The following is a 25,678-nucleotide window of genomic DNA, read 5'->3' on the forward strand; positions in this document are numbered from 1 at the left end:
GTCGTGAAGAACTGGTGATCAGTTGCCGGGATAGGCCATGCCTGTGCCGAGGAAGCGCTTTGTCGTCTCGCGCGCGGCCTCCTCGGACTGCGCCTTGCGTGCCGCATCCTCAGCCTCAGCGCGAAACTGCGTTGCGAGTAACGTCTGGATCTGCATCTGCTGCTTGGTTGAAAGCGCGATCAGCTGATTGGTGGCCTGACTTGCCTGAAGCGCACCGGCCGCGCCTTGGCTGCGGTTGACTAGATCGGCAAGCAGGTCGCCATCACCGCGAACGTTCTCGACGATCTGCGACTGGACACCCATGGTCTGACGGAATGCCTGCATTGCGCGTTGCCAGCGGTCACGTGCGGCGCTCGCCACATCGCTGACCTTGACCGTGGTGTCGTAGCTTTCCGGATATTGATTGCGCCACTGGTCCTGAAGCTTGTTGAGATCAAAGCTCAGGCCACTTGCCTGGTCCATCAGACCGTCGATCCGTTGGAGCGAGCCGGTAAGCTGACCCACGGAAGAAAAATCCAGACTCTGAAGATTGCGTGCCATGTTCTGCAGCACGGTCGCCTGGTTCTGGAGCGACCGGATCTGGTTGTTGATCTGCTCCAGCGAGCGCGCCGCCGTGAGCACGTTCTGTGCGTAGTTCGACGGATCGAACACGATAAGCGCGTAGGCCGGCTGCACGTAGTCGGCCATCGGCTTGGCGATCAGCGAAAAGGTGATCAGGCCGGAGAGAAAGCGGCGCCGCATCATGACGGTTGCTCCTTGGTTGGTTGAGGGAATTGCTGGAGAAGCTCGGCGGCCCAATCGAGGCCGCGGACGCCGAGGAAGCGAAAGACAAAGCTGTTCTGCCCGTGCTCGGACAGGACCCTGTCGATCAGGGTTTGCGCGGCTGGATCCGAGGCGCCGCAAAGTGCAAGCGCGATGGGACCGAGCCCGAGCTCGAAGAGACGGTTGCCGCAGCGCGACTGCAAATAGTAGTGCCGCTTCGGCGTAGCCCGGGCGATCAGTTCGATCTGCCGGTCGTTGAGACCGAAGCGCTCATAGGCGGTCCGTGCCTGCGGTTCCACGGCACGATCATTGGGAAGAAAAATGCGCTGTGGGCAGCTCTCGATGATCGCCGGCGCTATTGCAGAGCCGGCGATGTCGGCAAGCGACTGCGTGGCGAAGATCACCGATACGTTCTTCTTTCGCAGCACCTTCAGCCATTCGCGGATGCGGGCAGCAAAAAGCGGATTGTCGAGATAGACCCAGGCCTCGTCGAGCATGAGCAGCGTCGGTCGCCCGTCGAACCGCTCCTCAAGGCGATGGAAGAGATAGGTGAGCACAGGCAGCACAGCGCCTTGGCTATGCATCAGCTCCTCGGTCTCGAAGCACTGCACATCCGACAAGGCCAGCCGATCGTCGTCGGCATCGAGCAATCGGCCGAAGGGACCGTCGAGCGTGTAGGGCATTAAGGCGGACTTCAGCGCATTGGACTGAAGCAGGACCGACAGACCGGTCAGCGTGCGCTCCTGCGCCGGCGCGGTGGCGAGGCTGTTGAGCGCCGACCAGATCGCCTCTTTCACCTCCGGCGTGACGGTGACATTCTCACGAGCGACGAGGCCGGCGATCCAATCAGCTGCCCAGCTGCGCGTACCCTGATCACCGATATTGCGCAGCGGCTGGAAGGCAAGCGCATCGTCCGAACCCAACGCATGATGCTGTCCACCCATGGCAAGCGTTGCCGCGCGCGCCGAATTGCCTTTGTCGAAGACATAGACCTGCGCGCCGGCATAGCGACGAAACTGCAGGGCGATCAGGGCAAGCAGCACCGATTTTCCGGCGCCGGTCGGTCCAACGATCAGCATGTGGCCGACATCTTCGACATGGGAAGAAAGCCGGAACGGAGTCGACCCGCTGGTTTCGGCGATGAGAAGCGGCGGGGCCTCTCGCCCAGTGACTTCAGCCAGATGCTCGTTCGCCGCAGGACCGGCCCACACCGAGGAAAGCGGCATGAGATGGGCAAGGTTCAGCGTGTGAATGAGCGGCTGACGAACGTTGGCGTAGACATGACCCGGCAGCGAGCCGAGCCAGGCTTCGACCGCATTGACGCTTTCGCGGATGGTGGTGAACCCGAGCCCATTGATGATGCGCTCGACCACGCGAAGTTTCTCAGCGGCGGCTTGGCGATCCTCGTCCCATACCGTCACCGTTGTAGTGAGATACCCGAAGCCGACATGATCGCCGCCCAACGCCTGAAGTGCTTCATCGGCATCGAGCGCCTTGTTGTCGGCGTCGCTGTCGACGAGCGGAACGGGTTCGTTGCTTACAACCTCGCGCAGGATTGCGACGATCGATTTGCGCTTGGCAAACCACTGCCGGCGCAAGCGGGTCAGCGTCTTCGTGGCCTCGGTCTTGTCGAGCGGAATGAAGCGCGTCATCCAGCGATAGGCGAAATCCTGATTGTTGAGGGCATCGAGGATTCCGGGCCGGGTGAGGTTCGGAAAGCCGAGGATGGTAAGTGTGCGAAGATGTTGCTCACCCAGCATCGGCTCCAAGCCACCGGTCAGCGGCACATCGATCAGGATGCCGTCCAGATACATCGGCGTTTCCGGCACGGCGACCGGATGGCGGCGAGTCGAGATTGTGTCGTGCAGGTATGTCAGCGTCTCGGCGTCATCGAGCAGACGCACTTCGGGCATGAAGCCCGATAGAAGATCCAGCACACGGTCGGTCTCGTCACGGAACCGCGCTATCTCCTGGCGCCAGTCTCTTTCGCCTTCTGAATGATGCGAGTCGACGAGCGCGCTTTCCGCCCGCGCCTGGGCGTCCGGTGGCGGCATGGACAGCAAGGTCAGGTGATAGCGGCTCTCGAAATGCGCGACCTTGCCTTCGAAGGCAGCACGCCGTTCTTCATCAACCAGCCATGACGCCGCGTCCGGGAAACGCGAGGACGGATAGCCCAGCGCTTCGATGCGCTCGGCCTCGAAAAACAATGTCCAGCCGGAGCCAAGGCGTCTAAGCGCATTGTTGGCCCGGGCGCAGATGCCGATGAGTTCGGCTTCGGTCGAGCTTTCCAGATCGGGCCCGCGAAACCGAAGAGTCCGCTGAACGCTGCCGTCCTTGTTGAGCACGATGCCGGGCGCCACCAGTGCTGCCCAGGGCAGATGGTCGGCAAGCCGGTCGGCCTTGCCGCGATATTCCGAAAGGTTCAGCATGCGAGCCATCCCCTTAGGCGAAGGTGACGGACAAGCACGCTGGCAAAGTCGGGATCGCGCCTTGCGGCAAAGACCGCGAGCGTGTGGCCGCCAAGCCAGAGCACCAGCCCGGCAATCCATTGCTGCAAGCCTAGTCCGATGGCCGCAGCCACCGTGCCGTTGAGGATCGCCACCGCCCGCGGCGCGCCGCCCAGCAGGATCGGTTCAGTCAATGCCCGGTGAACGGGAACCTCGAAGCCCTCGATATGTTGCACTCCGGCGGCCATCAGACGAGCGCCCCGCCGCCGAAGGAGAAGAACGAGAGGAAGAAGCTCGATGCGGCGAAGGCGATCGACAGGCCGAAGACGATCTGAATCAGCCGGCGGAAACCGCCTGCAGTATCGCCGAAGGCAAGGGTCAGGCCGGTGGTGATGATGATGATCACCGCGACGATTTTGGCCACCGGTCCCTGAACCGATTCCAGGATCTGCTGCAGCGGCTGTTCCCAAGGCATGCCGGAGCCGGCAGCGTGCGCCGGAACTGTGAGAAGAAACGCGAGCGCGGCAAACGAAAGAAAGCGGAGCTTCTTGCGCATAAGGGGGCCTTTCAAAGTTGCTGGAGTTGCGGAGGCGTGAGTGGGGTGACGGCGTAGTCGCCACTGCCGTCGAGACCTGTGACCTCAGCGATCGCATCGATGCGGCGCGACGAGCCGCGCCCCGCGATGAAGACGATGAGATCGATGGCATCGGCGATAAGGCGGCGCGGCACGGTGACGACAGCTTCCTGTGCAAGCTGCTCGATGCGATAGAGGGCAGAGCGCGCCGAATTGGCATGAACCGTGGCGATGCCGCCGGGGTGCCCGGTGTTCCATGCCTTGAGCATGTCGAGCGCTTCCGCGCCCCTGACTTCACCGACGATGATGCGGTCGGGGCGGAGCCGGAGCGTCGAGCGCACGAGATCGGCGAGTGTGACCGAGCCCCGCCTGGTTTTCAGGGCAACGCAGTCCTTTGCTGCGCATTGCAGTTCGCGGGTGTCCTCGATGAGGATCACTCGCTCGTCGCATTCGGCGACTTCGGCCAGTAGCGCATTGGCAAGCGTCGTCTTACCCGACGACGTGCCTCCGGCGACAAGGATGTTGCGCCGCTCTCGGACTGCCTTCATCAACGCATCCGCCTGCAGCGGCAACATGATGCGATCCGCAACATAGTTGGCCAGCGTGTAGAGCTTTGCGGCTGGTTTGCGGATGGCAAAGCAAGGCGCCAGCACGACAGGCGGCAGCAGTCCCTCGAAGCGTTCGCCCGATGGCAGTTCGGCACTGACAATCGGATTGTCCGCATGCGCCTCGGCACGCACGTGGGAAGCGACCAGGCGGATGATGCGTTCCGCCTCGGAAGGATGCATATGCACGCCGGTATCCGCTCGGCCTTCTCCCAGTCGGTCGAGCCGCAGCGCACCGTCGGGATTAACCATCACCTCGATGACCAATGGATCGGCTAGGGCTTCGGTGATCGCCGGGCCCATGGCGGTGCGCAGCATCGCGCGGCGGCGATGGTCGGCCTCGGGATGAGAGCTCATCCTTCCCCTCCCCCGCTATTGTCTTTGCCAAGCGATCGTTTCCCAGAAGCGATCTGGCGACCGACCTGCTCGACGAATTTGTCGAAACGCTCCTGGGCAATCGCCTGCATCGCCTTGTCCGGGACCGGCGTGTGGGCATGAAGCGTGATCGAAAAGCGGATGAAGAGCGCCAAGCTTTCCAATGTCATCTCGACATCGCGCCTGACGTGACTGAGGTCGCGGGAAAGACGGTCCAGCCTCATGCCATAGCGCCGATCGAGTTCATTCTCGCCACGCCGCTCAATGAAAGCTTCTACGGCCTTCGCGACGACCGCGGATTTTGTGGTCGAGGGATCGCGGCTGAGGTTGTCCAGCTTCTCGCTCAATTCCGGTTCGAGCAGAAACTGGTGACGAATGCGGTGGGGCTTCATGCGCTTGTTCCAACTGGCCGGCGCTGGCGCGCAGGCGGCGGAACAAGCATTGTCGAGATGCCCAAAATCGCTTACGGCCGTTATCTACGCTGAGATACGCCCTAACTGCGGAAAGCGTTTAGAAGCCGGGGACGATATCCTTGTCATCGCCCCTTCCCTCGTTGATGCCATAGGCACCCGCGACGGTGGAGATCCGGTCCATGACGCGCTTGTCGGCCATCGCCTCGCTATCATCGTCTGCGGGTCTGGACAGATCGTCCTGGTCCGGTTCCTGGGTGACGGCGGTATGTTCTTCGGGCAGGCCAGGATGACGCTGCTGCTGAACACCTCCCTCGTCCGCAAGCGCGGCGCCAGCGCTTTCGTCGTCGGAGGCAAGACGACGGTCGACGCCGCGTACTTGCCCAGTCCAATCGTCCGGCCGCGACACCGGGCAGTCCGCGTAGGGTCCGTCGCGCAACACCGGCGAAGGCAGCACCCGCTCGGTGAAATTGTGATCCTCATAGTATCGCAGCTTTTTGGCCCGGATGGGGGGCAATCCCGAAACCAGCACCAGTTCGTCCGCGGGCGGTAATTGCATCACCTCGCCCGGTGTCAGCAGCGGGCGGGCGGTTTCCTGGCGGCTCACCATGACATGCGAGAGCCAAGGTGCCAGCCGGTGGCCCGCATAGTTGCGCATGGATCTGAGTTCCGTGGCCGTGCCAAGCGCGTCCGAGATTCGCTTGGCCGTGCGCTCATCATTGGAGGAAAAGGCAATTCGCAAATGGCAGTTGTCCAGAATGGCATTGTTCTCGCCATACGCTTTGGAAATCTGGTTCAGGGATTGCGCGATCAGATAGGCACGAATTCCGTAACCGGCCATAAACGCGAGCGCGGTCTCAAAGAAGTCGAGGCGACCGAGCGCCGGAAACTCATCCAGCATCATGAGCAGTTGATGCTTGCGGCTCTTCTTTGGGTCACCCTCGAGCCGCTCCGTCAGCCTCCTGCCGATCTGGTTCAGGATCAGTCGCACCAAGGGCTTGGTGCGCGAAATGTCCGATGGCGGCACGACCAGATAGAGCGACATCGGCCACTCGGCATCCATCAGATCGGCAATGCGCCAGTCGCAGTCCGATGTTACCGCCGCCACGGTCGGATCACGGTAGAGCCCGAGAAAAGACATGGCGGTCGAGAGGACGCCTGAACGTTCGTTCTCCGATTTGTTCAACACCTCTCGTGCCGCCGAGGCCACGACGGGATGGACCTGAGGCTTGTTGGCCGCGCCGAGATGGTTGGTCGTCATCATTCGCCGCAAAGTCGCGGCAAACGAGCGTTGCGGGTCCGACAGAAAGGTGGCGACGCGGGCAAGAGTCTTTTCCTCTTCGGCGTAGAGCACGTGCAAGATAGCGCCGACCAGAAGTGAATGACTGGTCTTCTCCCAATGATTCCGCCGCTCCAGCGCGCCTTCCGGATCGACTAGAATGTCGGCGATGTTTTGGACATCGCGAATCTCGTCCGAACCTTTGCGTACCTCCAGCAGCGGGTTGTAGCGGGCCGATCGCGGATCAGTCGGATTGAACAAAAGGCAATGCGAGAACTTCGACCGCCAGCCGGAGGTCAGCTGCCAGTTCTCGCCTTTGATGTCGTGAATAACGGCCGAGCCGGACCAGGAGAGAAGAGTTGGGACAACCAGTCCGACGCCCTTGCCCGAACGTGTCGGCGCAAAGGCCATGACGTGCTCCGGCCCGTCATGACGCAGATACCGGTCCTTCAGTTTGCCGAGGATGACGCCTGCCGGCTGAAACAGCCCTGCTTTCTCGATCTCCCGCGTCGCCGCCCATCGAGAGGAGCCATAGGTGGTGACCAACCCGCGCTGGCGCGCGCGCCAGAGGGAACCAGCGATCGCAGCGGCACAGCCCATGAATCCACTGGTGCCCGCAAGCATGCCCGCCTTGTCGAATATCTCGGGCGCATAGGCATCGAATTGGAACCACCATTCCAACAGTTTCCACGGCTCGTAGATCGGCCAGCCAGCCGCGACAAACCATGGCGCGCCGAGTTGTTCCTGAAAGGCCAGCATATGAGCGCACCATTGCGTGGCAGCCCACACGCCGACGAGAACGATGGCGAACACAATGGCGATCTGCCCAATCAGAAGCTTCGTGGGCGTCACTGGCTTGCTCCGCTGTTCTGGAGAGGTGGATCAAGCATCGCCCGGGGCGGCCGGTACAGGAATGCGCCCTATGTACGACTTGGTGCGATGAGAGGCTGTTTGGCGCGCCGTTGCTCTCCTTGGAGGTGTGTCAATATTCGCGCATTCCCGAGCGAGTCTTGACTGCTATGTCGGAGGGGACCCATATCGTTCGTGCTTATCGTGAGCACGTCGGATATTGGGTCGGGGAGCTGGCGGTGGCGTGCGGGCAAGCCGCTGAGGAAATCCTGAACATCGAGTCCGGTCTGAGGTACAACAGGCCTATCGAGATCTGATCGCGAAGTGGCCCTGCCCGCCATGGGAATTCCTCAGGCGAACTCGGACATATTGGGCGATGCCTTATAAGTGGAAGGCGCCTTCCCGTTGCCTCTATCTCAGGTAAGTTACCTGACCTTCCGGCCTTCGCGCTGGGTTTCCCAGCTGGACTGCGTTTCAGTCTCAATTCGTTGTGCTCCTTGTTAGCCAGACACCATTTCTGAGCCAAGCATCTTTCTTTTCAGATCAACGCCGAGGCGAATTCAAAAATCCACAGATGCGTTCCGCCAAGCGCTAGTTGCCAAGCATATGACCGGCATTTCGCAACGCGCCTAGGAAGAGGCCGGCATGGTGAGTGACATCGATTTTGGCCTGCATTGACACCGGCATGCTGGTCCAATTCTCCAACGGTGCAATGAAGCGGGAGAAGGTACCGTTGACAACGCAGTAGCGGCTAATAAGGCCTTGTCTGTCCAACGCCACCACACCAATCTGGCCGCCTTGATATCGGATGGCTGCGACCCGCTGGATCTCGGCGTCATCATTGACCCGCACGTCGAAAAGCAGGATTCCGCGGCTCCTCGCGGCTATTTCCGCCGCTTTGTCGTTGAAGCTCAAGCAGAGTGAGCGGACGCTTTCCACTGCCATCTGGAAAACCAACAAATCCAGTTCATTCACGGCCATGTCGCACACGGCTTGTTCACAGGTGTCGGCTCACGACTGATCGTTCGTGGCTTTCTGTCCGCTGCCGGCGATGGAATATCTGAAGGACGGCGAGTCCCGTATTTCCTGTGGCGTTGGCAATCGCGGCGGCCGCCTGCCGGGGCGGCAGCGGCGGCAGAGATATTGTCATAGACAGGTCGAAGCGTGGGCTTTCTGCCCTTCAATAGTTCCTCGACCCTACGGATTTGCACGCGCGGCCGCAGCGTGCCGCCCGCCTCTACGGATTCGGCTTCTCTGGCAGCACGTTCCATTGCGGCTGTCGCCTTGTTGAGCGCCACCAAAACGCCAAGCTTCGCGCCTTGGCTATGCATCGTTCGCGGAATGTTCCGCGTGGATATTCTCGCCGCCCTCGACTGAGACAATGGCTGTTCTGACGGTGCGCACTTCGTCTTGGAAATAGATAAAACCATCAACGCCTATGCTTTTACGCAGGACGGGCAGCTCCACCAACTGATATCGTCGCTGGCAAGATCGCCAACTCGCTAAAACTCACGACCCCTATTCGATGGACGGGCACGGCCGTGCATCGCCGCGGCAGGGGGACAACATCGTCGTGACCGACCCTCTGGGAGGCAAGCTCTATATCGTGTCGGCGGGATCGTTCACCAGCCGTGGAGGGCAGGCCCTTCAACATCGTGGCCGTCGGCGGGAGCGGCAAGATCCACGATCAAGCAGCTGAGAAAGATCACGCACATAGCCACGATCCCGCGGTCCAGCAGATCTACATTTGAGGACGACCAGATCAATCAGCGCGCCCTGTCGGATTGGGCCGGGGATTAGCAGTTGGTCTATCCCTTCCTGAAGGATGGAAACTCGATCCAGTCATGGCTTATAAGGCGGAGAGCGGCGACCATAGCTCAGACGAGTACGCACCTATTACGAGATCGGCTATCGCACCAACGTCGAGCGGATCACGATCGATGGCGACACCGTGGCCTTCTTCGAGGGCGGGAAGCCGCTTGAGGCCTGCTACGCTGCGACGGCTATGAAATCCTGACCTACAAGAAGGGAAACCGCATGGGCGTCGAATTTCGCTTCGGCGTCGCCTTGGCCTCCTCACACTGGTTGGCTGACTCACCGGGCAACCCGGTCGAGAAAAGCATCGAATGCGGCAGCGACAGCGCGAATCGCAAAGCGATGCTGCCGCCGTACGCGGACAAAACCCTTTTCGATGTCCACAATCCCGTCCTTGGCAAGCATCGCCAAGCGTTCAGCTGAATCGAGAAAATGGATCGGATCAGATCCGTGGGCGGCACAGATTGCCGGCACATCGGCCTCGAGATCGCACATTAGTCGCTCGATGATTGCGGCTCGCGCGCGGTCTTCGTCGGTGAGACGGTAGCCCTTTGACGTCGCCAGACGGCCAGCTGCGATGTGCCGGCAGTAGGAATCCCGTGTAACCTCGTTCTGGACGTAACCCTCGCCGACACGCCCGATAGCCGACGCGCCGAAACCGATCAGGGTTTTGCAGGTGTCGGCCGAGTAACCCAGCGAGTTGCGCCGCAGGCGACCGGTTTTCTGTGCCAGCGAGAGATCGTCGTCCGGCAAGGCGAAATGGTCGAGCCCGATCTCTCGGTAGCCGGCGGCAATCAGCGTCACGGCAATGGCCGCATCCTGTTCGGCGCGGGCAGCGCAGCCTGGAAGAGATGCCTCCTCGATGAGGCGCTGATTCTTAATAAAGGACGGAATGTGCGAGTAGCCGAACACCGCGAGCCGGTTGGGGCGCATGGCGACCGCCGCCCTCGTGGTCTCGACGCAAGACTGAACCGTTTGATGCGGGAGACCAAAGATGAGGTCGAAGTTGATGCTTCTCACTCCATGCCGACGCAGCATTTCGACGGCAGCCGCCGTCTGCGCCTCACTCTGGACCCGGTTGATCGCTTTTTGAACAATGGGATCGAAGCTCTGCAGGCCGAGGCTCGCGCGGTTCACGCCGGCTGCTTCCAAGGCTTCGGCCATCTCGGCCGTGAACGTGCGTGGATCGATCTCGACGGCGATCGTAGCTGTTTTCGCGAGCGCAAATTGGCGGCGCAGGAACTCCATCAGGGCGAGGAACTCAACTGGCCCCATGAGAGTTGGCGTTCCGCCGCCGAAATGCACATCGCTCACGGGCAGCGCCTGCGGCGCGTGCTCCGAGACCAAACCTATCTCGTCACGTAGCGCCGCCAGATAGTTGAGGATCGGCGCATCATGGCGAGTGATGGCGGAGGGGAAGCCGCAGAACCAGCACTTTGATCGGCAGAACGGAACGTGCAAGTAGAGTGACGCCGGATCGTCAGCCGGTAGGTTCCTGAGCCATTCCTCATAAGCCTCGGCGCCGACCGCCCCAGAGAACTCCGAGACAGTCGGATAGATGGTGTACCAAGGCAGGCGGGCCTCGCGATATTTTGTGGTCTGCAACAACAGTTACCGTCCCATGCTGATGCCTTCCATCCTTACCGCTGCGCTCTCCTGTGTCTTTGCGCTATATCAGGCCGTTCCGCTTTAGGCCCGATTTTTTCCCAGCGACAAGCGCCGTTCAGCCTTGGCTGGACAGCGACGGCATGAGCACGCGCTGGTCAGCGACAAGCGCCATGGGTTTCCCGTCGAGACTATCGTGCACACCGTTTTGGGCTACTATCCCCTCCCTTCAGCGTCCGGCCTGGGGCGAGGAGATGCTGGAACGCGGCATGCCGCATCCGACCAGTCGATTCGGCGTTGGGACCAGACTTTTGCTCGCCGGCTGGTGCGTAAGACGGCGTCACGTAACGATATCTGGCATCTCGATGAGTTCGTCGTTTAATTGCCGACACGAGGCTTTGGCTGTGGCGCACCGTCTGTCAGGGCGGGAATGTGCTTGAGGAGACCGTCCAGGTCTGCCGCAATGCCAAGGCTGCAAGCCTGATGAACCAATTCTGAAAGTAGCGCTACGCCAGGCGCATGATCACCGACAAATCGCGCTCCTGTGGCGCGGCAAAGCGCCGGAGTGAAGCGCAACTCAAGCATCGCTCGCAACTGACAATCGAGCGAATTCGCACGGTTCGTTTCGACCTTCCCCGCCTTTCGGAACACTTTGTCCGGACTAACTGGAAAGCTGGTGCACCTCCGCCGAAGTGTCGCCCTTCGCCCTAACGAGGACGCTTACGCGTAGGCATGTCGGCATCAGTGGGGCATCTCGGCTGACGTACCGAGCGGTGCCCCCGCGTGACGTCAACAATGTCGAGGCTCAAAACAAACAAAAAGCTATCGCCATTGAACGATACTGTCGCGAAGCGAACAGACGAACCATGTCCGAAACATTTGCTTTTCGTGCTCAGCTTGACCCTCGGAGCAAAAAAAGGAAACGCAAACCAAGGTCCGACGGCAAACTTGAGTGTCAATCGTAGCTTGGTCGTGAGGTTGGCACGTCACTTGCGGGGTGATTTTCGAAGCCGTTGTGACGGTACGCCCGCAGCTATCGGAGATAATCATGGCGATCGACTCAGAAGTGTTTGATTCCTTCCCGGGCATTTCAAGCAGGTGATATGAGAACAACATCTCATCGCGTGAAAGTATGATTCAGCTTCATCGCCGCTGTTGTTGAATCATTATTATGACCCGTGCGTCACACTGCGATGGGCGCAGCGCGATATGCATCGTTTTCGATTGTGGGGACAGGAAGGGGCTGGCTCGTTCGTTGGCGTCCCCTTCTTTAATATTTGAACGGAGATCAAGTATGAACATCAGGAGCCTCCTGCTCGGCTCAGCTGCGGCCCCGATCGCCGTTTCCTGTGCCCGAGCCGCCGGCGCCATCGTCGTGGCCGAGCCTGAGCCCGTTGAATACGTCAAGATCTGCGACGTTTACGGCGCTGGTTACTTCTACATCCCCGGCACCGAGACCTGCCTGCGCATCGGCGGCTATGTCCGTTACGACATCGGCCTCGGCGATGTCGTAACGTATGACCAATTTAGAACCACGGATGTGAAGACTGGCGAGGCCCAGGGCATATGGCAAAACCACACGCGCTTCACATTAAAAACTTGGACCGGGCAAGAGACCGAACTCGGTACATTGCAGACCTTCATCGAGACCCGCATGAACTACGGCAAACACACCGCCTATTCCGGTTCGGACAGTCCTCGATACTATGCCTTCAGCCAAGGCATCACGTTGACTTTCGCCTGGGTTCAGCTTGGTGGCCTCCGAATTGGCAAGGACTGGTCCGCCTTCGACATGTTTATTGGCTACGCGGGCGACGTGCTCAATCAGATGCTTATCCCGTACGGCGCCTTCGATACCAATGTGGTTCAGTACTACTTTGACGCCGGTAACGGCTTTTCGGCTGTGGTTTCACTCGAAGAAGGCTCGGGCCTGGTCGGCACCATCGACAGCTACGTTCCGCACCTAGTCGGCGGAGTGAAATACACACAACACTGGGGCGCGTTCACCGGCGTTGTCGCTTATGATAGCAACTACGAATCGGTCGCCGGCAAGGTCCGCATCGACGTCGATGTTACCGACGAACTCTCGCTATTCGGAATGTTCGGCTACGGCTCCAGCGGCAAGCTCAACGATGACGTCACTAACGCAATCGACGCTCATGGTCGCGGGTTCTACAAAAGTTGGGGCGGTAACTGGGCTTTCTGGGCCGGCGCCACTTACAAGCTCAATGAGACAACTTCGTTCAACCTTCAGCTCTCGGGTGATCAGCTCAAGAACTTTGGTGTGGCTGCAAACGTCGCCTATGCGTTACTTTCAGATTTCACAATTACAGCCGAACTCGACTATGACCGCTACGGCGACTTCGCCGTCGGCAAGGTCGACCCTTCCATTAGCTGGGCTAATGCCAACAAAAAGAGCAGTGTCGGCGGCATCCTCCGTTTCGAACGTTCATTCTAACGGGAGGAAGAGCTTCATCTCGGTGGCCTCAGGCGGCGAATGACGATTATGCGGGGGACCTGCCACGCCTGCGGCAGATAAGCCCTGACACGTTTGCAATCGGATACAGCTGCGATTAGGGCGCGGCCGATGCCCCGCTTGCCGGGATGTGACAGCTGGTAAAGCGTTGCGGCAGGTTTGCTGGCGGTCCCGGCGCTTGCGCTGACGCGTGCGGCGCAGTCCGGCGACACGGTGGAGGCCGCCGGCAGATGGGTGGGCGCGTGATCGCCGAAGCAATCGCCGAACTCGCCCAGTATCCCAGCTTCGATAACGACTGAATCGGCGGCGACTCAATGCAACCTTGGCTTCCGGAGACCGCGCTGACCGCCGCCGGCCTGACCGCGCTCGCCGCGCAGGATGCTTCGGACAAGCAAATCACCTGCGTCAAGGCGCCCTTCAAGTCGCTGATCGACCATGTCTTTATCTCGCCCAATCTCGTGCCGTGCGGCCACGATTTCATGATCCTCGCGCTCGACCGAACCATCGAGCGGTTCCTGGAAGTGTCCGATCATCGCCCGGTCCTCTTGCGACTGGCCGGGCCTATCGGTGAGCGTTAGATCCAGAACGAGGTTACACGGGATTCCTACAGCCCGCACATCGCAGCTGGCCGCCTGGCAAAGTCAAAGGGCAACCGTCTCACCGACGAAGACCGCGGCGAGCCGCAATCAGCGAGCGAGGACGAAATAGTGGACAGCGAAGGGTTTTATCCGCATGCGGCAGGAGGATCGCTTTGTGGTTAGCGCTATTGCTGCGTATTCGATGCTTTTCTCGACCGGGTTTGCCCGTAGGCACAGCCAAGCAGCGTGAGGGGAGGCCAAAGGGATAACCAATCGTCGCTAAACGGCATGCTCCAGCAAATAACGGCAAGGCGGTAGCGGCGCGCTTGAGCCCCGGTTGAAGTGCTTGGAGTTTTTTCCGAATGGGCGAGCGTTGCGACTAATGAAGGCGTCACATCATTCGACGGTGACTGATTTTGCCAGGTTGCGTGGCTGGTCGAGATCTGTGCCCATGAAGAGCGCCGTGTGGTACGCAAGAAGCTGTATCGGCAGCGAGAAGATCATCGGCGCGATAATCTCGTCGGTGGCCGGCAGCACGATCGTGTGCATCGTATCGAGTTTCGATGCGGCTGCCCCTTTTCCATCGGTGATGACGATAATGCGCCCTCCGCGGGCGGCCACTTCCTGCATGTTGGAGAGGGTCTTGTCGAAAAAGCGATCATGTGGCGCGATGACGATCACTGGCATGTTCTCGTCTATCAATGCGATAGGACCGTGCTTCAATTCACCCGCCGCATAGCCTTCGGCGTGGATGTAGGAAATCTCCTTGAGCTTCAGCGCACCCTCCATCGCCAGTGGGAAATTTGTGCCACGGCCGAGATAAAGGACATGATGACACTTTGACAGTTCGCGCGACAGAAGCTCAATCTCCGGCTGGATGCTGTCCAGTACCTGCCTCATGAGGCGCGGCATTTCGGCGAGGCTCTCGACGAGCGCCTGCACCTCATCTTCGGTCACGGTTCCGCGGGCCTTGGCTGCGTGGATGGCGAGTGCGGCAAGAGCGGCTAGCTGGCAGGTGAAGGCCTTGGTGGAGGCGACGCCGATCTCTGGGCCGGCAAGGATCGGGAAGACCACATCGGCCTCCCGAGCGATGGTCGATTCGCGCGCATTGACGACAGCGCCAATTTTCAGCCCAAGCTGCTTGCAGTACCTCAGCGATGCCAGCGTATCGGCGGTTTCGCCCGACTGGGAAATGAACAGAGCCGCAGACTGCGGCGACAACGGAATCTCGCGATAGCGGAATTCGGATGCAACATCTATTTCGACCGGCAGGCGCGCATAGCGCTCGAACCAGTATTTTCCGATCAGCCCGGCGAGATATGCGGTGCCGCAGGCAGAGATCGCCAAGCTCGGGATCTTGGCGAAGTCGATGCCAAAAACCGCATCGGCACCATTTTCGATGAAATTGATATAATGACCGAGCGCATCGGCGATGACCTCGGGCTGCTCGAGGATTTCCTTCTCCATGAAGTGGCGATGGTTGCCCTTGTTGGCCAGAGTGGCCACGGCCACGGAGGTCTGGCGCGGACGCGCGACGGGTTGGCCGTCGTAATCAAAGATATCAGCGCCCGTCCGGCCGACAACGGCCCAGTCACCGTCGATGAGATAGGTGATTTCATTCGTGAATGGAGCAAGCGCGATCGCGTCGGAGCCCAGGAACATCTCGCCGTCGCCGTGACCGATCGCCAGCGGTGGTCCATTGCGCGCCGCAATGATGGTCGACGGATCATCCTCAAAGAGGATGGCAAGCGCGTAGGCACCCCTGACGCTTTTCAGCATGGCATGCACCGCCTCACCACGCCTCATGCCCTCCCGGCGGTGCCTTGCCAAGAGATGCGCAAGGACCTCAGTGTCGGTGTCGGTCTGGAACTCAGCTCCCGTCGCCGCCAATTCGTCCTTCAGTTCGGCGAAATTCTCGATGATGCCGTTATGGACGACGGCCACACCATCCGTGAAGTGCGGGTGTGCATTGCGTTCCGTCGGTGGCCCATGGGTTGCCCAGCGGGTGTGGGCGATGCCGATGGTACCACCCAGCGGCTCTTCCTTGAGTCTCCTCTCGAGATTGACGAGCTTGCCCTCCGCGCGCCGGCGGTGCAAGGTGCCCTCGGTGATCGTCGCAATGCCGGCCGAATCATAGCCGCGGTATTCCAGACGCTTCAATGCGTCGACCAGGCGTTCCGACACCGGCTGTTGCCCAACGATGCCAACAATTCCGCACATGTTCTTCTCCGAATTCTTCCCGGCAGCCTCAGCCGACGCAGACGAGGGACGCCGCCCGGCGTGCGCTCAGTTAGAGTCTTCTAATGGAATCCAGTCAGTTCGGTAAAATTGATTGTTGGGATAGCCATCATCCACGCCATGGATGAACTAAACCTCAGTCCAATGCGGGTGATGTGAACCGGGGCGTACGCTTCCGCCTTCAACGGGCTGCGCATATCATGGCCGGCGCCCTCACCTGCGTTAATAGCATGCAAGCCGGCCGGAATGGGTAGCCCCAGCGCACTCTTTGATCTCGCCGTTCAATTGTGCGGACGCTGCTTCATGCATCATTCCTCGGTTTGCTTCTCCAGGCCGGACGCAATGACTCCTTTCGGCGACGAGAAGCAAACCCTCTTCCGATCCCTGGGGCCACGCACCACGTCTTGGCTATCCGCATGGGCCGTGCGGCAGGCCGAGAATCGGTTGCCACAGTACCGGCCCATTCAGACGTCCCCTCCAGCGGATGCGCAACAGGCTGGCGTGAGAGATCTCGAGAAGCCCGGCCACCGCCTCCGTTTTGCCGACGGGCTGCGGCTTTCCGATGCGCGACAATGGCCACGTTGCGAGGCGAAGGATCCGTTCCATACGCGTATCGGTCACCGTCACGATCCGGGTGAGATTGTTGGCCAAGCCGAATTCGATCATGCCGGCGAAGAGCTCGTAGGTTGCTTGGGCAAGGCCGCCTGCCGCCTTGGGCGTTGATGGGGGCAAATCGAGCGCGAAACGGCTGCTTTCCCATATGTCGGGACTCGCGGGCGCCACAGCCTCACCCAGCAGCGCCGGGAATGTGTCGCGCAACATGGTCGGCCCAGTGGTTGGCAAGAGGCGCACGCAGCCACGAATTCGCCAATCGGATCCCTTGAGCAGCAGATAGACAGGCTTCAAGTCGTCAAAGGTGTCTGTTTCCATTTCGCCTCCGGTCTGAACTTCCCAATCGAGCCTCTCCTTGAAAACCCGATATCTGAGCCCGTGCATCTCTTTGAGCTCGCCTGCGAATTCGCTGTAGAGGCCAGGTGTGATCAGCTGAATCATTCGTCGCCTCCGTGCGGGTTGTGTTCCCGCCATCGAAGGGCAAAGCGCACAGCGATGCAGCCTGTAGACGTTTACAGCTATCCTCGCGGAAGGATCCGGATCTCGCCTGACCGGAGGCAGCCAGCCTGGCAACCGCATGGATCGTCCGAACGCGAGCTTTGCTTGGCATTTTCCAGATGGAAGGTCCCCTTGGCCTTTGAGACCTGCTTTCCAAGGCGTATTCGCGAGTTTTATCCATGCCTTTATGGTCTTGGAGAGCGTGGCGGGCAGGCTACACAATGGGTGGCCGAGAGGTCGGGAATCAGTTGGAATGGAGGAATTCGTCTCGCCAAAGAGGGGATCCTTTGCAATGCACTGCCTGCCCGACACTCCCGCTTCAACGTTACGCGCCACATACCGCCGAGTAACAGCCGGACCGGCGACGCCGGCTGTGCTGGTTGTTGGCCTGATCAGCGGCGGCACGGTGAATCTGAGCCACGCCGCCAGCCATTTCCACGGACCGGCGAGCGTAGCCTCCAACGATCGCCGGCGGCGACGCTTCTTCCAGTTTACCAGTTCGACGAGGACTGGCTGGCGTGTACGCTGGTGGCGCGGCTCAACCTACGCCCGCCCTTGCGGCTGTGCCTTGACTGCACCAATTGGAAGCAAGGACATAAGTTCGCATCAAGGAGCGAGGCAATATGCATCGTCGTAACCTGATTAGAGCATTCATCGCGCTGGGCGTGTGCCCGATCTGCGCCCAGACCGCGCGTGCGGCCAGCGCCCATTGGGGATACGGCGGCTCGGTCGGGCCGGAGCATTGGGCCGATCTGGACACGAGAAATTTCGCCTGTTCGGCGGGCAGGCAGCAGTCACCCATCGACATCGCCGGGACGGTAAAGGCGGATATACCGCGCATCGACATCAGTTGGCTCAAGGGCGGCGGCAGGATGGTGAACAACGGCCACACCATTCAAATCAACATGCCGGAAGGCAGCACCTTGACCCGCGGGGATCGCGTCTACCAACTGGCACAGTTGCATTTCCACGCGCCGAGCGAGCATCACGTGGCGGGCATGAGCTTCCCGATGGAAGCGCATTTTGTCCATAAAGACACAAAGAGCGATACTCTGGGTGTGCTGAGCGCCCTTCTTACGCCTGGCGCGACAAATATCAGCTTTGCCGGTCTCGCCAAGGTCTTTCCGGCCCGGCCCGGCGAGGAGATGGCAGTTGACGAGTTCGATCCCAACGGGCTTTTGCCGGCCTCGCTCGGCTACTGGACCTATGAGGGATCATTAACGACTCCGCCCTGCACCGAAAACGTGGAGTGGATGGTTGCAATGGAACCGGTCGAGGTCGACACCGCAGACATCAAGCGGTTTACGACGCTTTACGCATCTAACGCGCGGTCGATCCGTCCCTCCAATCGGCGCTTCATCCTAGGCCTCAGCTAAGGTCATCGCGCGCGTCAAGCAAAACCGCGGTAACAATCGGGGGGTTTCGAACAGTACGACGCCACCCTGGTGGCGCTGGCATCGACCATAATGCCCTAGAGTTCACAACAGCATGACCGGATCACGGGGAACTTGTGGGCCGCTTGCTTGCGGAGAACTGGGTGGCGTCACCGACACCCGTACACTCCGGCCTGGATCTGCTTGATCAGGGATTGATAAATTCGACGCGTCGCTCCCGTGCTGCGAGAACCCTCCTTATACTGGACCAATTAAAATCTCCAAAAGTGGCAGTTTAGTTTGGACCAGTGAACTGCAATATTGGCTTGCAGTCAGGGAAGCGATCGTGACTGGTCGCGCCGGTCATGGATTGCTTGCGCTCGAACTGATGGAGTTGCCTGGATGTTTGAGGGTCCCATCATCGACGGTCGAATTAAGAATATTGCATCGGGATTTAGAGCCGTGAGCGTCTACGTCGATGCCACTTCAGCTGGAGAAGGACGTTTCGATCCCCGATTGCTTGGTGAAGCCTGCGATTGCGCGTTGGCGGATGGCCCGGCTTGGGCAGAAGCTCATCTGGCGAGTTGGTCCGACGCCTACGTCGTCTTTGGCGCGAAGCCTAACCGTACGCCGTGCTCAGCCCAGGCCCTCAGAAAGCGGGTTCTGAAAGACGGCACTCTTTCGACGATCAACCCGATCGTCGATCTCTACAACGCCATCAGCCTGAAATACGCAGTCCCGGTGGGTGGAGAGAATTTTGACGCCTATGTCGGAAGACCCCACCTGACGATCGCTGACGGGAGTGAGACGTTCGACACCATGATGAATGGAGAGGCGGTCAACGATCCTCCCTTGCCCGGTGAGGTCATCTGGCGCGACGACATTGGCGTCACCTGCCGACGCTGGAACTGGCGACAGGGCACTCGAACCCGCCTGAAGACCCTAACAGGCCGGATGTGGTTCGTACTGGAGGCGTTGGAGACCATGCCGGACGATGCATTGGCAGAGGCGACGGATGCCATGGTCGGAGGGCTGAATGCCTTGATGCCTGGCTGCAAAATCGCGAGCCAAGAAATTGCCATCGCCGGATGAGGTTTCCGGTCGAGCGAGCGGATCCCTGGCCGCCCGGGGCATCCGGCGCGATCGATCCGATCGAGATTATCAAGGGCTGAGAGAATGAATGTCGATCTCCATCAGTTGCTCATCGTCTTTGCTGCATATGTCATTGCCGCGGGGAGCCCCGGCCCGAGCAACATGCGCATTATGGGGGTTGCGATGGCGCGCGGCAGAGGTGCTGCGCTCATGCTCGCCTCCGGCGTCGTCAGCGGCTCGATCTTTTGGGGTTTTATGGCCTCCACCGGCATCTCCGCCCTGTTGGCCAGGTACGCCCAGGCACTGCTCGTTCTGCAGGTTTTCGGGGGGCTTTACCTGCTATTCCTCGCCTTCAGGGCGGGACGGTCGGCGCTTACGTCGAACGAGAAGCTGGCGGTGCGCGCATCGACCGACCAAGTCGCTCTTTCGCGGGGTGAGCTCTATAGGAAGGGCCTCTTGATGCATTTGGCGAACCCAAAATCCGTGCTAGCATGGATCGCGCTCGTCACGCTGGGGATCGGCCCGAATTCATCGTGGCAGAGCATCGCGGCGATATTGGGTGGCTGCGCCATCCTAAGTGTCACGATATTCTGCGGCTACGCCATTGTCTTCTCCACACCACCTATGGTGGCTCTGTATCGCCGCTGCCGCCGCTGGATCGAAAGTCTGTTGGCGATGTTCTTCGCGTTCGCCGGGCTGCGTATGCTGCTTTCCCGTATGTAGTTTCGAAAGGAATGGATGATGACTTTGTTTCGCGGCCTGTCGGCGTTCCCCCTTACGCCAACCGATGCGGAAGGGCATGTCGACACCGAGGGTCTGGCTCGTTTTCTCGAGCGTATTCAACGCGCCGGAGCGGACTCCATCGGCCTTCTGGGGAGCACGGGCGGTTATGCTTACCTCACCAGGGAAGAACGCAAGCGTGCCGTTCAGGCTGCCGTGGAATGCATCGGCGGCAAAACGCCTCTTGTCGTGGGTGTGGGTGCATTGCGTACCGATGAAGCTCAGGCTCTGGCGCGCGATGCCAAATCCGCTGGCGCTGACGGCCTGCTCCTGGCACCGATGTCCTACGTTCCCCTGAACGAGGACGAAGTCTTCCAGCACTTCGTCGCGGTGGCCGAGGCGGGGGAATTGCCTTTGTGCATATATAACAATCCAAGCACCACGCGCTTCACATTCAGCGACGCATTGATCGCCCGGCTGTCAGAGGTGTCCAACATCGTCGCGGTGAAAATGCCTCTGGCGGCGAATGACGATTACGCGGGGGAACTGGCACGTTTGCGGTCGATGACGCCTGACACGTTCACAATCGGATACAGCGGCGATTGGGGCGCGGCGGATGCCCTGCTTGCCGGATGTGACACCTGGTACAGCGTTGCGGCAGGTCTGCTGGCGGTCCCGGCGCTTGCGCTGACGCGTGCAGCGCAGTCCGGCGACGCGGTGGAGTCCACTCGGTTGAACCGCGCTTTCGGGCCGCTCTGGACCTTGTTCAAACACTACGGCAGCTTCCGCGTTATGTTCGTCATCGCCGACTACCTCGGTCTGGCGCACGTCCAGCCACCGCGCCCTATTTTGCCGTTGCCGGAGGACGCCGGAGATGACATTAGGCAGGCATTGGAGAAGCTCGAATAGCCGAGCACAGGGGAGCCCAGTGCAACTGCTAGTTAGGCACCCGGCGCGCGGGCGTTCCGCGCACCGTTCGAGATGGAAGTTGGGCGGCGCAGAATTGGATCGGGTTGGTCGCGCTTTGGCTTTGCGGTCTCTTCGGTGGTGAAATGGTCGCAACGTTCTCGTGCTCCGGTAGCGCCGGGAAGATGGGCGGCCATCGCAAACGCGTTCTGCAGCCGCATCGAACTTTCATCCGCGACCAAACGACCGGAAGTAGAATTTCGAGCTGATCGTAGGCCGCTCGCTGCCTGAAGAGGGTGCTCCGCGCTACATCGGTTTCGTCTATGGCTATGATCGCGAGCCGCAACGGCGCATTCTCGACCATCTCAAGAAGCAGCCCGTCCACGCCAATCAGGATATCACCTTCATCACCGACGGTGGGGAAGAATCGCCGACTGGTTCCATATCACCGTGCGCATCAGGGTCCTTCGGCAGTTCGTGCAAGGGCTCGAAAACCAGGACGAGCAGACCGGACAGGACCTGCTCGAAACTCTGCGCAGGATCAAATGGCGTCTCTCTGGCATGTTGACGTCTATCGGGCCCGTCACGAAATCGCCGACCTGCAATTCGACGCGGAAGGTCTCGAAACAGGCTAGATAGCCGAACATGCGCAAGTTCCTGACCGCCATCGGCGAGTTCACCAGGCCTACATCGCCTCCAACAGTGCCAGCCTGATTAATTACGGCGAGCGTTAGCGATCCGGAGATCGCATCTCTTCGGCCCTCGTCAAGGCCACCGTCAACGCCGTTCCAAGCGGGTCGCCAACAAACGGCAGATGCAGTGGAGCAGGATCGGCGCACATCTTCTGCTGCAAACCCGCGCGCAGATCCTCGATGACCGTCCCGACGCGCTTGGCGTGCAGCACCTCACCTCGCCCGCGCCCCGCGGTGGTTCTTGCCAAGAGACGCTCGCTCGCATCTAACGAAAACCGCCGCTGCATTTAGCTGCATCCATTGTTCGGATGCGTGCGATCCAAACAATCAATTTGTTCAATCAGCTTCTTGAAAGCTAACCCTTGTTTGGTGGAACATGGGCTCTGGTCGTCGACGCTGGCTTAATGCAGGGGCTGCACGCAGGAGATACAATGCACAGAGATCGCAAGCGGGTTAGCGGCATAATGGCTGGCCGACCGGTGTCATCCCCAGGCTGCTGCAGCGTGCGGCTTGTCTGTCCCTCCATGATCTCTCGGAAGACAGTTCCGAATACTGCGACCGGTTGCCCGCCTTGTGTGTCGCCTCGATCTCATAACCGATGGTGAGCTGCTCAATGGGCTATCCTTCGCCGGATAAGAGATGAAGTGCGAACGCTCCTCGGGGATCATGCCGATCGTACGTACGTCCTGCTTACTCTGGTCAGGCATAGAGCGCAATTTGTTGGCCCAGCTATGAAACTCTTGCCGGAAGTTAGCTCTGCCGCGTGCGTGATGGCTTGAGCGGACTGACGCAACGAAGGCTCACGAGTATTCGGTTCCTGCCGTCATTATGATGAGACTCAACGGTACCTTCAACATCGGCGTGGTTCGACTCGCCGCGCGAAAACAGGCAAATCTCGATTGAATCCGTCACGCGGTGTCAGCCTGGCATTGGTGCCTTCCCTTCTCAACAACTATCAAATCAGCATTCACGGATAGCCCAGTTATCGTTCTCACGTGCCGTAACGCCGTGCCTTCAGTTTCCACGTTCGCGTCGAGCTCGCGAGTGGCCAGAGTTCGGAACAGAACGGTCGAAGTCTAATCGCCGCGAAATCCAACGGAGGGTCAGCGGGGCCAAGGGGGCAAAGTGCGACGGTGTCTAAGCCGTCTTTATGAGGGGAGAGGTACACATGGTTTTCCTGTTCCAGCAGCATCCGGCCGCACACCGAAGCAATGAGGAGCTAGAATTCAGATCGGACTTTCGCAAGGCGCGCACCGCGCATCAAACGCCGTTTCGTTGTGAAAAAAGGCTCAGTACCGACAACGTTTTTGTAATCGCCCTGGCGGCCTCGTTTGCGCTCTTGGTCGGGATACAGAGGCAGGACCCACAGGTCGACGAGGCGGTCCTAAGTGAACTGCGAACGATTCAGATCAACTACGCATTGCTCCAGCGCGATGTCGCCCGCGCTCGAACCGACATGGTATTGGACTTCCGCCCCGTTGATTCTACCCTCCAAGCATTGCAAAGGAACGTTACAAACTTGCAACGCCTTGCCGAGATTTCGCCCGATGAGAGCTCCGGAGCGCACTCCAGGTTGCTTGCACAGCTCAAAAAGTCCGTCGAGAACACAGAGGCTGCCATCTCGGCAGCGGCTGCGCAAAATGAGCTTCTGCAAAGCTCTCTCGTACGGTTTGCTCGCTCGGTTAATCGCCTTGAGGGGGCGCCGTCCAACAGGCTTGAACTCTCCAATTTGATCCTTCAGTTTTCGGCCAGACCGGGATTCAGCCTCGCATCACAGATCGATCAGTCTCTCAGCCGACTTCCTCCGAGCCAGGACCAAGCCACCCACGATGTTGTCCGCAACGGCCGCGCTATCCTGTCCGCGTTGTCGAGAGTGGACCGCGCAGCCGATCGGATCGCATCCTTTAACACGTTCGCCAAGGCCGCCGAACTGGAGCGCGAATATCTGAAAGACTACAGCTTGGCCAGCGCGCAAGCGCAGCGCACACGACTTTTCTTTGGCTCGGTGTCCATATGCCTCTGCTTGTTTGCGATCATTCGGGCCTTCAGGCTGCATGTGCGGACGAACCGGTTGGAAAGGCGGCTGGAGCTTGAAGAGGCAATGCGTGAGATCGAAGCTCGCTTCAACGAAAGTAAAGCAAAGAACGCGTCGCCGCGCTTTTCAACCGAAGCAGCGCTTAGACTTGTTCAACGCGCTTTCGACGCGGATCAATGCGCGCTTGCTCAGGTGGATCCGAGTCTCAGCAGGCATACCGAGTGCTTTGTGACGAACACGTGCATGCGTGTCTGGAACGTCGCGCTTCTTGATGAAGTCGTTTCACTTGTCCGCGCCGGACGGCCAGTGTTTCGCGTCGTTCCGGCGGCGGAAATGGTTCGCACCGCCCTAGACACTTCCGGTGTTTGTCAAATTGTTGCTTGCAGGGCCTCCGATCAGCAGGCTGTGGTTTGCATCCTTGTTTTTGAACGAGATCGCTCACTCCCCTCAGCAGGCGACCTGTGGGTTCTTGCCAGTGCCATTGTGCGTTTGAGCAACCATCTTGAAATGCAACGTGTAAATGCCGAACGCGACCTTCTGGTGAGTCGATGGGAGCAGGCGGAAAGGCTGAGGACCGTCGGCACGATCGCAAGCGGCGCCACACATGAGTTCAACAATATTTTAGGCGCAATAATCGGATATTCAGAAATTGCCCAAGGTCTGGTGCGTCGCCCCTCCAGAATACGGAACCACATCGACCAAATCATCTTAGCTGGACACCGCGCCAAGCTGATCGTTGACCAGATCTTGTCACTCAGCCGAAACCGCAAGCGCGTTGCAGTGCCTTTCAACGTCTCCGAAATTGTCATGGATCTTGCGCCATTGCTGCGGGTTACAGTTCGTGCGGGTGTTCAGTTGAACTTCAAGATCAACGAGTGGCAAACGGTGGTCGAGGGCAGCCCAACCGAGATGCAGCAGATCCTCATGAATCTGTGCAAGAACGCGTCGGAGGCTGTCTTGAACGAGGGCCGCGTCGAGGTTAGCGTTTCTCGCGCCCAGGTGTGCCAAACCAAGCCGCTGGCTCAGGGCACCTTGAGACCTGGAGATTACGTTCTCCTCTCCATCAGCGACGATGGCCCAGGAATCGCAAGTTCGATACTTCCGCATGTCTTTGAGCCCTTTTTTACCACGCGCTCTCTCGTCGGCGGGACCGGGCTGGGTCTTGCTGCGGTTGACAGGCACGTGAGCGCGCTCGCAGGATGCCTAGACGTCACCTCGGTTGTTGGCCGAGGTACGCGCTTTGATATCTACTTGCCAGCCTCCGAGGAGGAGCCAGTCAGCGCTGACGTCACTTTCGGCCCATACAACGGATCACCGGCCAACGGCGGAATCATTGCAGTCGTGGAGCCCGATCCAGCAGAGTTGGAGATTCACAAGGACAATATCGCCGCGCTGGGTCATGAGCCGATCGGCTTCGCGACCTTCGAAAGTCTTTGCGGCTGGATCGAGAGCGGGAAGGCAGCTGACCTGCTGATTTTGGCGAAGACGGCTTTCCTCGAGCGAGGACGGGCAGAGTCCGTATGCCCGGCCATCATGACGGTGCCTTTCATAGTCATCGGTGACATCGACCCCATGCCGGTCACATCTGACAATCAGGCCTTCGTCCTTCGGCTAGCGAGACCGGTCTCGTCCAGGACAATAGAGCATGCGATTCGTATAATGATGATGGCGTGATGCCGCCGACTCGCTCATTCTATGCAAGTAATGTGAGAAGGCCTGGCAAAAGACATCGAAGCA

The 25,678-nt window shown here is 59.7% G+C and carries 19 protein-coding genes and 2 pseudogenes; 10 read left to right on the forward strand and 11 right to left on the reverse strand.

Annotation, left to right across the window (positions count from 1 at the left end; genetic code table 11):
* Positions 1–18 precede the first annotated feature (18 nt).
* The 8 genes from trbJ to AC0L3I_RS32010 form a co-directional block, all read right to left on the reverse strand.
* Positions 19–744, reverse strand: a complete 726-nt coding sequence (gene trbJ / locus AC0L3I_RS31975; protein WP_473529573.1) for a P-type conjugative transfer protein TrbJ — start codon at positions 742–744, stop codon at positions 19–21.
* Complete coding sequence (gene trbE / locus AC0L3I_RS31980) at positions 741–3,191, reverse strand: conjugal transfer protein TrbE (RefSeq protein WP_473529574.1); 2,451 nt, start codon at positions 3,189–3,191, stop codon at positions 741–743. The genes trbJ and trbE overlap by 4 nt, the downstream gene beginning before the upstream one ends.
* The gene (locus AC0L3I_RS31985) at positions 3,185–3,457 is read right to left on the reverse strand and encodes a VirB3 family type IV secretion system protein (RefSeq protein ID WP_006329217.1); all 273 of its coding nucleotides are present in this window, start codon (positions 3,455–3,457) and stop codon (positions 3,185–3,187) included. The genes trbE and AC0L3I_RS31985 overlap by 7 nt, the downstream gene beginning before the upstream one ends.
* Positions 3,457–3,765 (reverse strand): TrbC/VirB2 family type IV secretion system protein, encoded by a 309-nt coding sequence (locus AC0L3I_RS31990; RefSeq protein WP_010914020.1) that lies wholly within the window; start codon positions 3,763–3,765, stop codon positions 3,457–3,459. The genes AC0L3I_RS31985 and AC0L3I_RS31990 overlap by 1 nt, the downstream gene beginning before the upstream one ends.
* A gap of 11 nt (positions 3,766–3,776) precedes the next feature.
* Positions 3,777–4,745, reverse strand: coding sequence for a P-type conjugative transfer ATPase TrbB (gene trbB / locus AC0L3I_RS31995; protein WP_473529575.1), 969 nt, complete (start codon positions 4,743–4,745; stop codon positions 3,777–3,779).
* Positions 4,742–5,155 carry a CopG family transcriptional regulator gene (locus tag AC0L3I_RS32000; protein ID WP_473529576.1) on the reverse strand — a complete coding sequence of 138 codons (414 nt, stop codon included), beginning with the start codon at positions 5,153–5,155 and terminating at the stop codon, positions 4,742–4,744. Before AC0L3I_RS32000 ends, trbB begins: the two co-directional genes overlap by 4 nt.
* A 118-nt stretch (positions 5,156–5,273) precedes the next feature.
* The gene (locus tag AC0L3I_RS32005) at positions 5,274–7,304 is read right to left on the reverse strand and encodes a conjugal transfer protein TraG (RefSeq protein ID WP_473529577.1); all 2,031 of its coding nucleotides are present in this window, start codon (positions 7,302–7,304) and stop codon (positions 5,274–5,276) included.
* Positions 7,305–7,892: 588 nt separating this feature from the next.
* Positions 7,893–8,282 (reverse strand): hypothetical protein, encoded by a 390-nt coding sequence (locus AC0L3I_RS32010; protein WP_473529578.1) that lies wholly within the window; start codon positions 8,280–8,282, stop codon positions 7,893–7,895.
* A 955-nt stretch (positions 8,283–9,237) separates the two neighbouring features.
* On the opposite strand from AC0L3I_RS32010, the gene AC0L3I_RS32015 reads away from it, so the two are divergent.
* Positions 9,238–9,318, forward strand: coding sequence for a hypothetical protein (locus AC0L3I_RS32015; protein WP_473529593.1), 81 nt, complete (start codon positions 9,238–9,240; stop codon positions 9,316–9,318).
* A 77-nt stretch (positions 9,319–9,395) separates the two neighbouring features.
* On the opposite strand, the gene hemN is transcribed toward AC0L3I_RS32015, so the two are convergent.
* Positions 9,396–10,721: an oxygen-independent coproporphyrinogen III oxidase gene (hemN, locus tag AC0L3I_RS32020; protein WP_473529594.1), complete on the reverse strand. Its 1,326-nt coding sequence runs from the start codon at positions 10,719–10,721 to the stop codon at positions 9,396–9,398.
* Positions 10,722–12,015: 1,294 nt separating this feature from the next.
* Between hemN and AC0L3I_RS32025 the strand changes: the two genes are divergently transcribed.
* Together AC0L3I_RS32025 and AC0L3I_RS32030 are read left to right on the forward strand one after the other, a co-directional pair.
* Positions 12,016–13,179: a porin gene (locus AC0L3I_RS32025; protein WP_473529579.1), complete on the forward strand. Its 1,164-nt coding sequence runs from the start codon at positions 12,016–12,018 to the stop codon at positions 13,177–13,179.
* 332 nt (positions 13,180–13,511) lie between these two features.
* A complete protein-coding gene (locus tag AC0L3I_RS32030; protein WP_006329192.1) occupies positions 13,512–13,775 on the forward strand; it encodes a hypothetical protein in 264 nt (87 codons plus the stop codon).
* A gap of 396 nt (positions 13,776–14,171) precedes the next feature.
* On the opposite strand, the gene glmS is transcribed toward AC0L3I_RS32030, so the two are convergent.
* Entirely contained in the window at positions 14,172–15,995 is a 1,824-nt protein-coding gene (gene glmS / locus AC0L3I_RS32035) for a glutamine--fructose-6-phosphate transaminase (isomerizing) (protein ID WP_473529580.1), read from the reverse strand.
* 426 nt (positions 15,996–16,421) lie between these two features.
* Complete coding sequence (locus AC0L3I_RS32040; protein ID WP_473529581.1) at positions 16,422–17,066, reverse strand: acyl-homoserine-lactone synthase; 645 nt, start codon at positions 17,064–17,066, stop codon at positions 16,422–16,424.
* A 680-nt stretch (positions 17,067–17,746) separates the two neighbouring features.
* Here AC0L3I_RS32040 and AC0L3I_RS32045 point away from each other — a divergent pair.
* The 7 genes and pseudogenes from AC0L3I_RS32045 to AC0L3I_RS32075 all read left to right on the forward strand — a co-directional run bounded on the left by AC0L3I_RS32045 (position 17,747) and on the right by AC0L3I_RS32075 (position 25,615).
* Entirely contained in the window at positions 17,747–18,499 is a 753-nt protein-coding gene (locus AC0L3I_RS32045) for a carbonic anhydrase (RefSeq protein ID WP_027056310.1), read from the forward strand.
* Positions 18,500–18,898: 399 nt separating this feature from the next.
* Positions 18,899–19,588 carry a B3/B4 domain-containing protein gene (locus AC0L3I_RS32050; protein ID WP_097572440.1) on the forward strand — a complete coding sequence of 230 codons (690 nt, stop codon included), beginning with the start codon at positions 18,899–18,901 and terminating at the stop codon, positions 19,586–19,588.
* A gap of 84 nt (positions 19,589–19,672) precedes the next feature.
* Positions 19,673–20,311, forward strand: coding sequence for a LysE family translocator (locus AC0L3I_RS32055; protein ID WP_010914002.1), 639 nt, complete (start codon positions 19,673–19,675; stop codon positions 20,309–20,311).
* Between the two features lie 18 nt (positions 20,312–20,329).
* The gene (locus tag AC0L3I_RS32060; RefSeq protein WP_473529582.1) at positions 20,330–21,217 is read left to right on the forward strand and encodes a dihydrodipicolinate synthase family protein; all 888 of its coding nucleotides are present in this window, start codon (positions 20,330–20,332) and stop codon (positions 21,215–21,217) included.
* A 111-nt stretch (positions 21,218–21,328) separates the two neighbouring features.
* Positions 21,329–21,456, forward strand: a pseudogene (locus AC0L3I_RS32065) (IS630 family transposase); the annotation flags it as partial.
* Between the two features lie 14 nt (positions 21,457–21,470).
* Positions 21,471–22,088: pseudogene (locus tag AC0L3I_RS32070) on the forward strand (ISKra4 family transposase); the annotation flags it as partial.
* Between the two features lie 986 nt (positions 22,089–23,074).
* Complete coding sequence (locus tag AC0L3I_RS32075) at positions 23,075–25,615, forward strand: two-component system VirA-like sensor kinase (protein ID WP_473529583.1); 2,541 nt, start codon at positions 23,075–23,077, stop codon at positions 25,613–25,615.
* Positions 25,616–25,678: the final 63 nt, after the last annotated feature.

The organism is Mesorhizobium sp. WSM4840, from assembly GCF_055811755.1.

Coding starts and splice junctions, on each gene's coding strand:
- AC0L3I_RS32040 (WP_473529581.1), bottom strand. CDS start 17,066: ATGATTCAGCTGATCACACCTGGCCTCTACAGCGAATTCGCAGGCGAG.
- glmS (WP_473529580.1), bottom strand. CDS start 15,995: ATGTGCGGAATTGTTGGCATCGTTGGGCAACAGCCGGTGTCGGAACGC.
- AC0L3I_RS32060 (WP_473529582.1), top strand. CDS start 20,330: ATGACTTTGTTTCGCGGCCTGTCGGCGTTCCCCCTTACGCCAACCGAT.
- trbE (WP_473529574.1), bottom strand. CDS start 3,191: ATGCTGAACCTTTCGGAATATCGCGGCAAGGCCGACCGGCTTGCCGAC.
- AC0L3I_RS32010 (WP_473529578.1), bottom strand. CDS start 8,282: ATGGCCGTGAATGAACTGGATTTGTTGGTTTTCCAGATGGCAGTGGAA.
- AC0L3I_RS32075 (WP_473529583.1), top strand. CDS start 23,075: ATGGTTTTCCTGTTCCAGCAGCATCCGGCCGCACACCGAAGCAATGAG.
- AC0L3I_RS32050 (WP_097572440.1), top strand. CDS start 18,899: ATGTTTGAGGGTCCCATCATCGACGGTCGAATTAAGAATATTGCATCG.
- trbJ (WP_473529573.1), bottom strand. CDS start 744: ATGATGCGGCGCCGCTTTCTCTCCGGCCTGATCACCTTTTCGCTGATC.
- AC0L3I_RS32030 (WP_006329192.1), top strand. CDS start 13,512: ATGCAACCTTGGCTTCCGGAGACCGCGCTGACCGCCGCCGGCCTGACC.
- AC0L3I_RS32000 (WP_473529576.1), bottom strand. CDS start 5,155: ATGAAGCCCCACCGCATTCGTCACCAGTTTCTGCTCGAACCGGAATTG.
- trbB (WP_473529575.1), bottom strand. CDS start 4,745: ATGAGCTCTCATCCCGAGGCCGACCATCGCCGCCGCGCGATGCTGCGC.
- AC0L3I_RS31985 (WP_006329217.1), bottom strand. CDS start 3,457: ATGGCCGCCGGAGTGCAACATATCGAGGGCTTCGAGGTTCCCGTTCAC.
- AC0L3I_RS32055 (WP_010914002.1), top strand. CDS start 19,673: ATGAATGTCGATCTCCATCAGTTGCTCATCGTCTTTGCTGCATATGTC.
- AC0L3I_RS32025 (WP_473529579.1), top strand. CDS start 12,016: ATGAACATCAGGAGCCTCCTGCTCGGCTCAGCTGCGGCCCCGATCGCC.
- AC0L3I_RS31990 (WP_010914020.1), bottom strand. CDS start 3,765: ATGCGCAAGAAGCTCCGCTTTCTTTCGTTTGCCGCGCTCGCGTTTCTT.
- AC0L3I_RS32045 (WP_027056310.1), top strand. CDS start 17,747: ATGCATCGTCGTAACCTGATTAGAGCATTCATCGCGCTGGGCGTGTGC.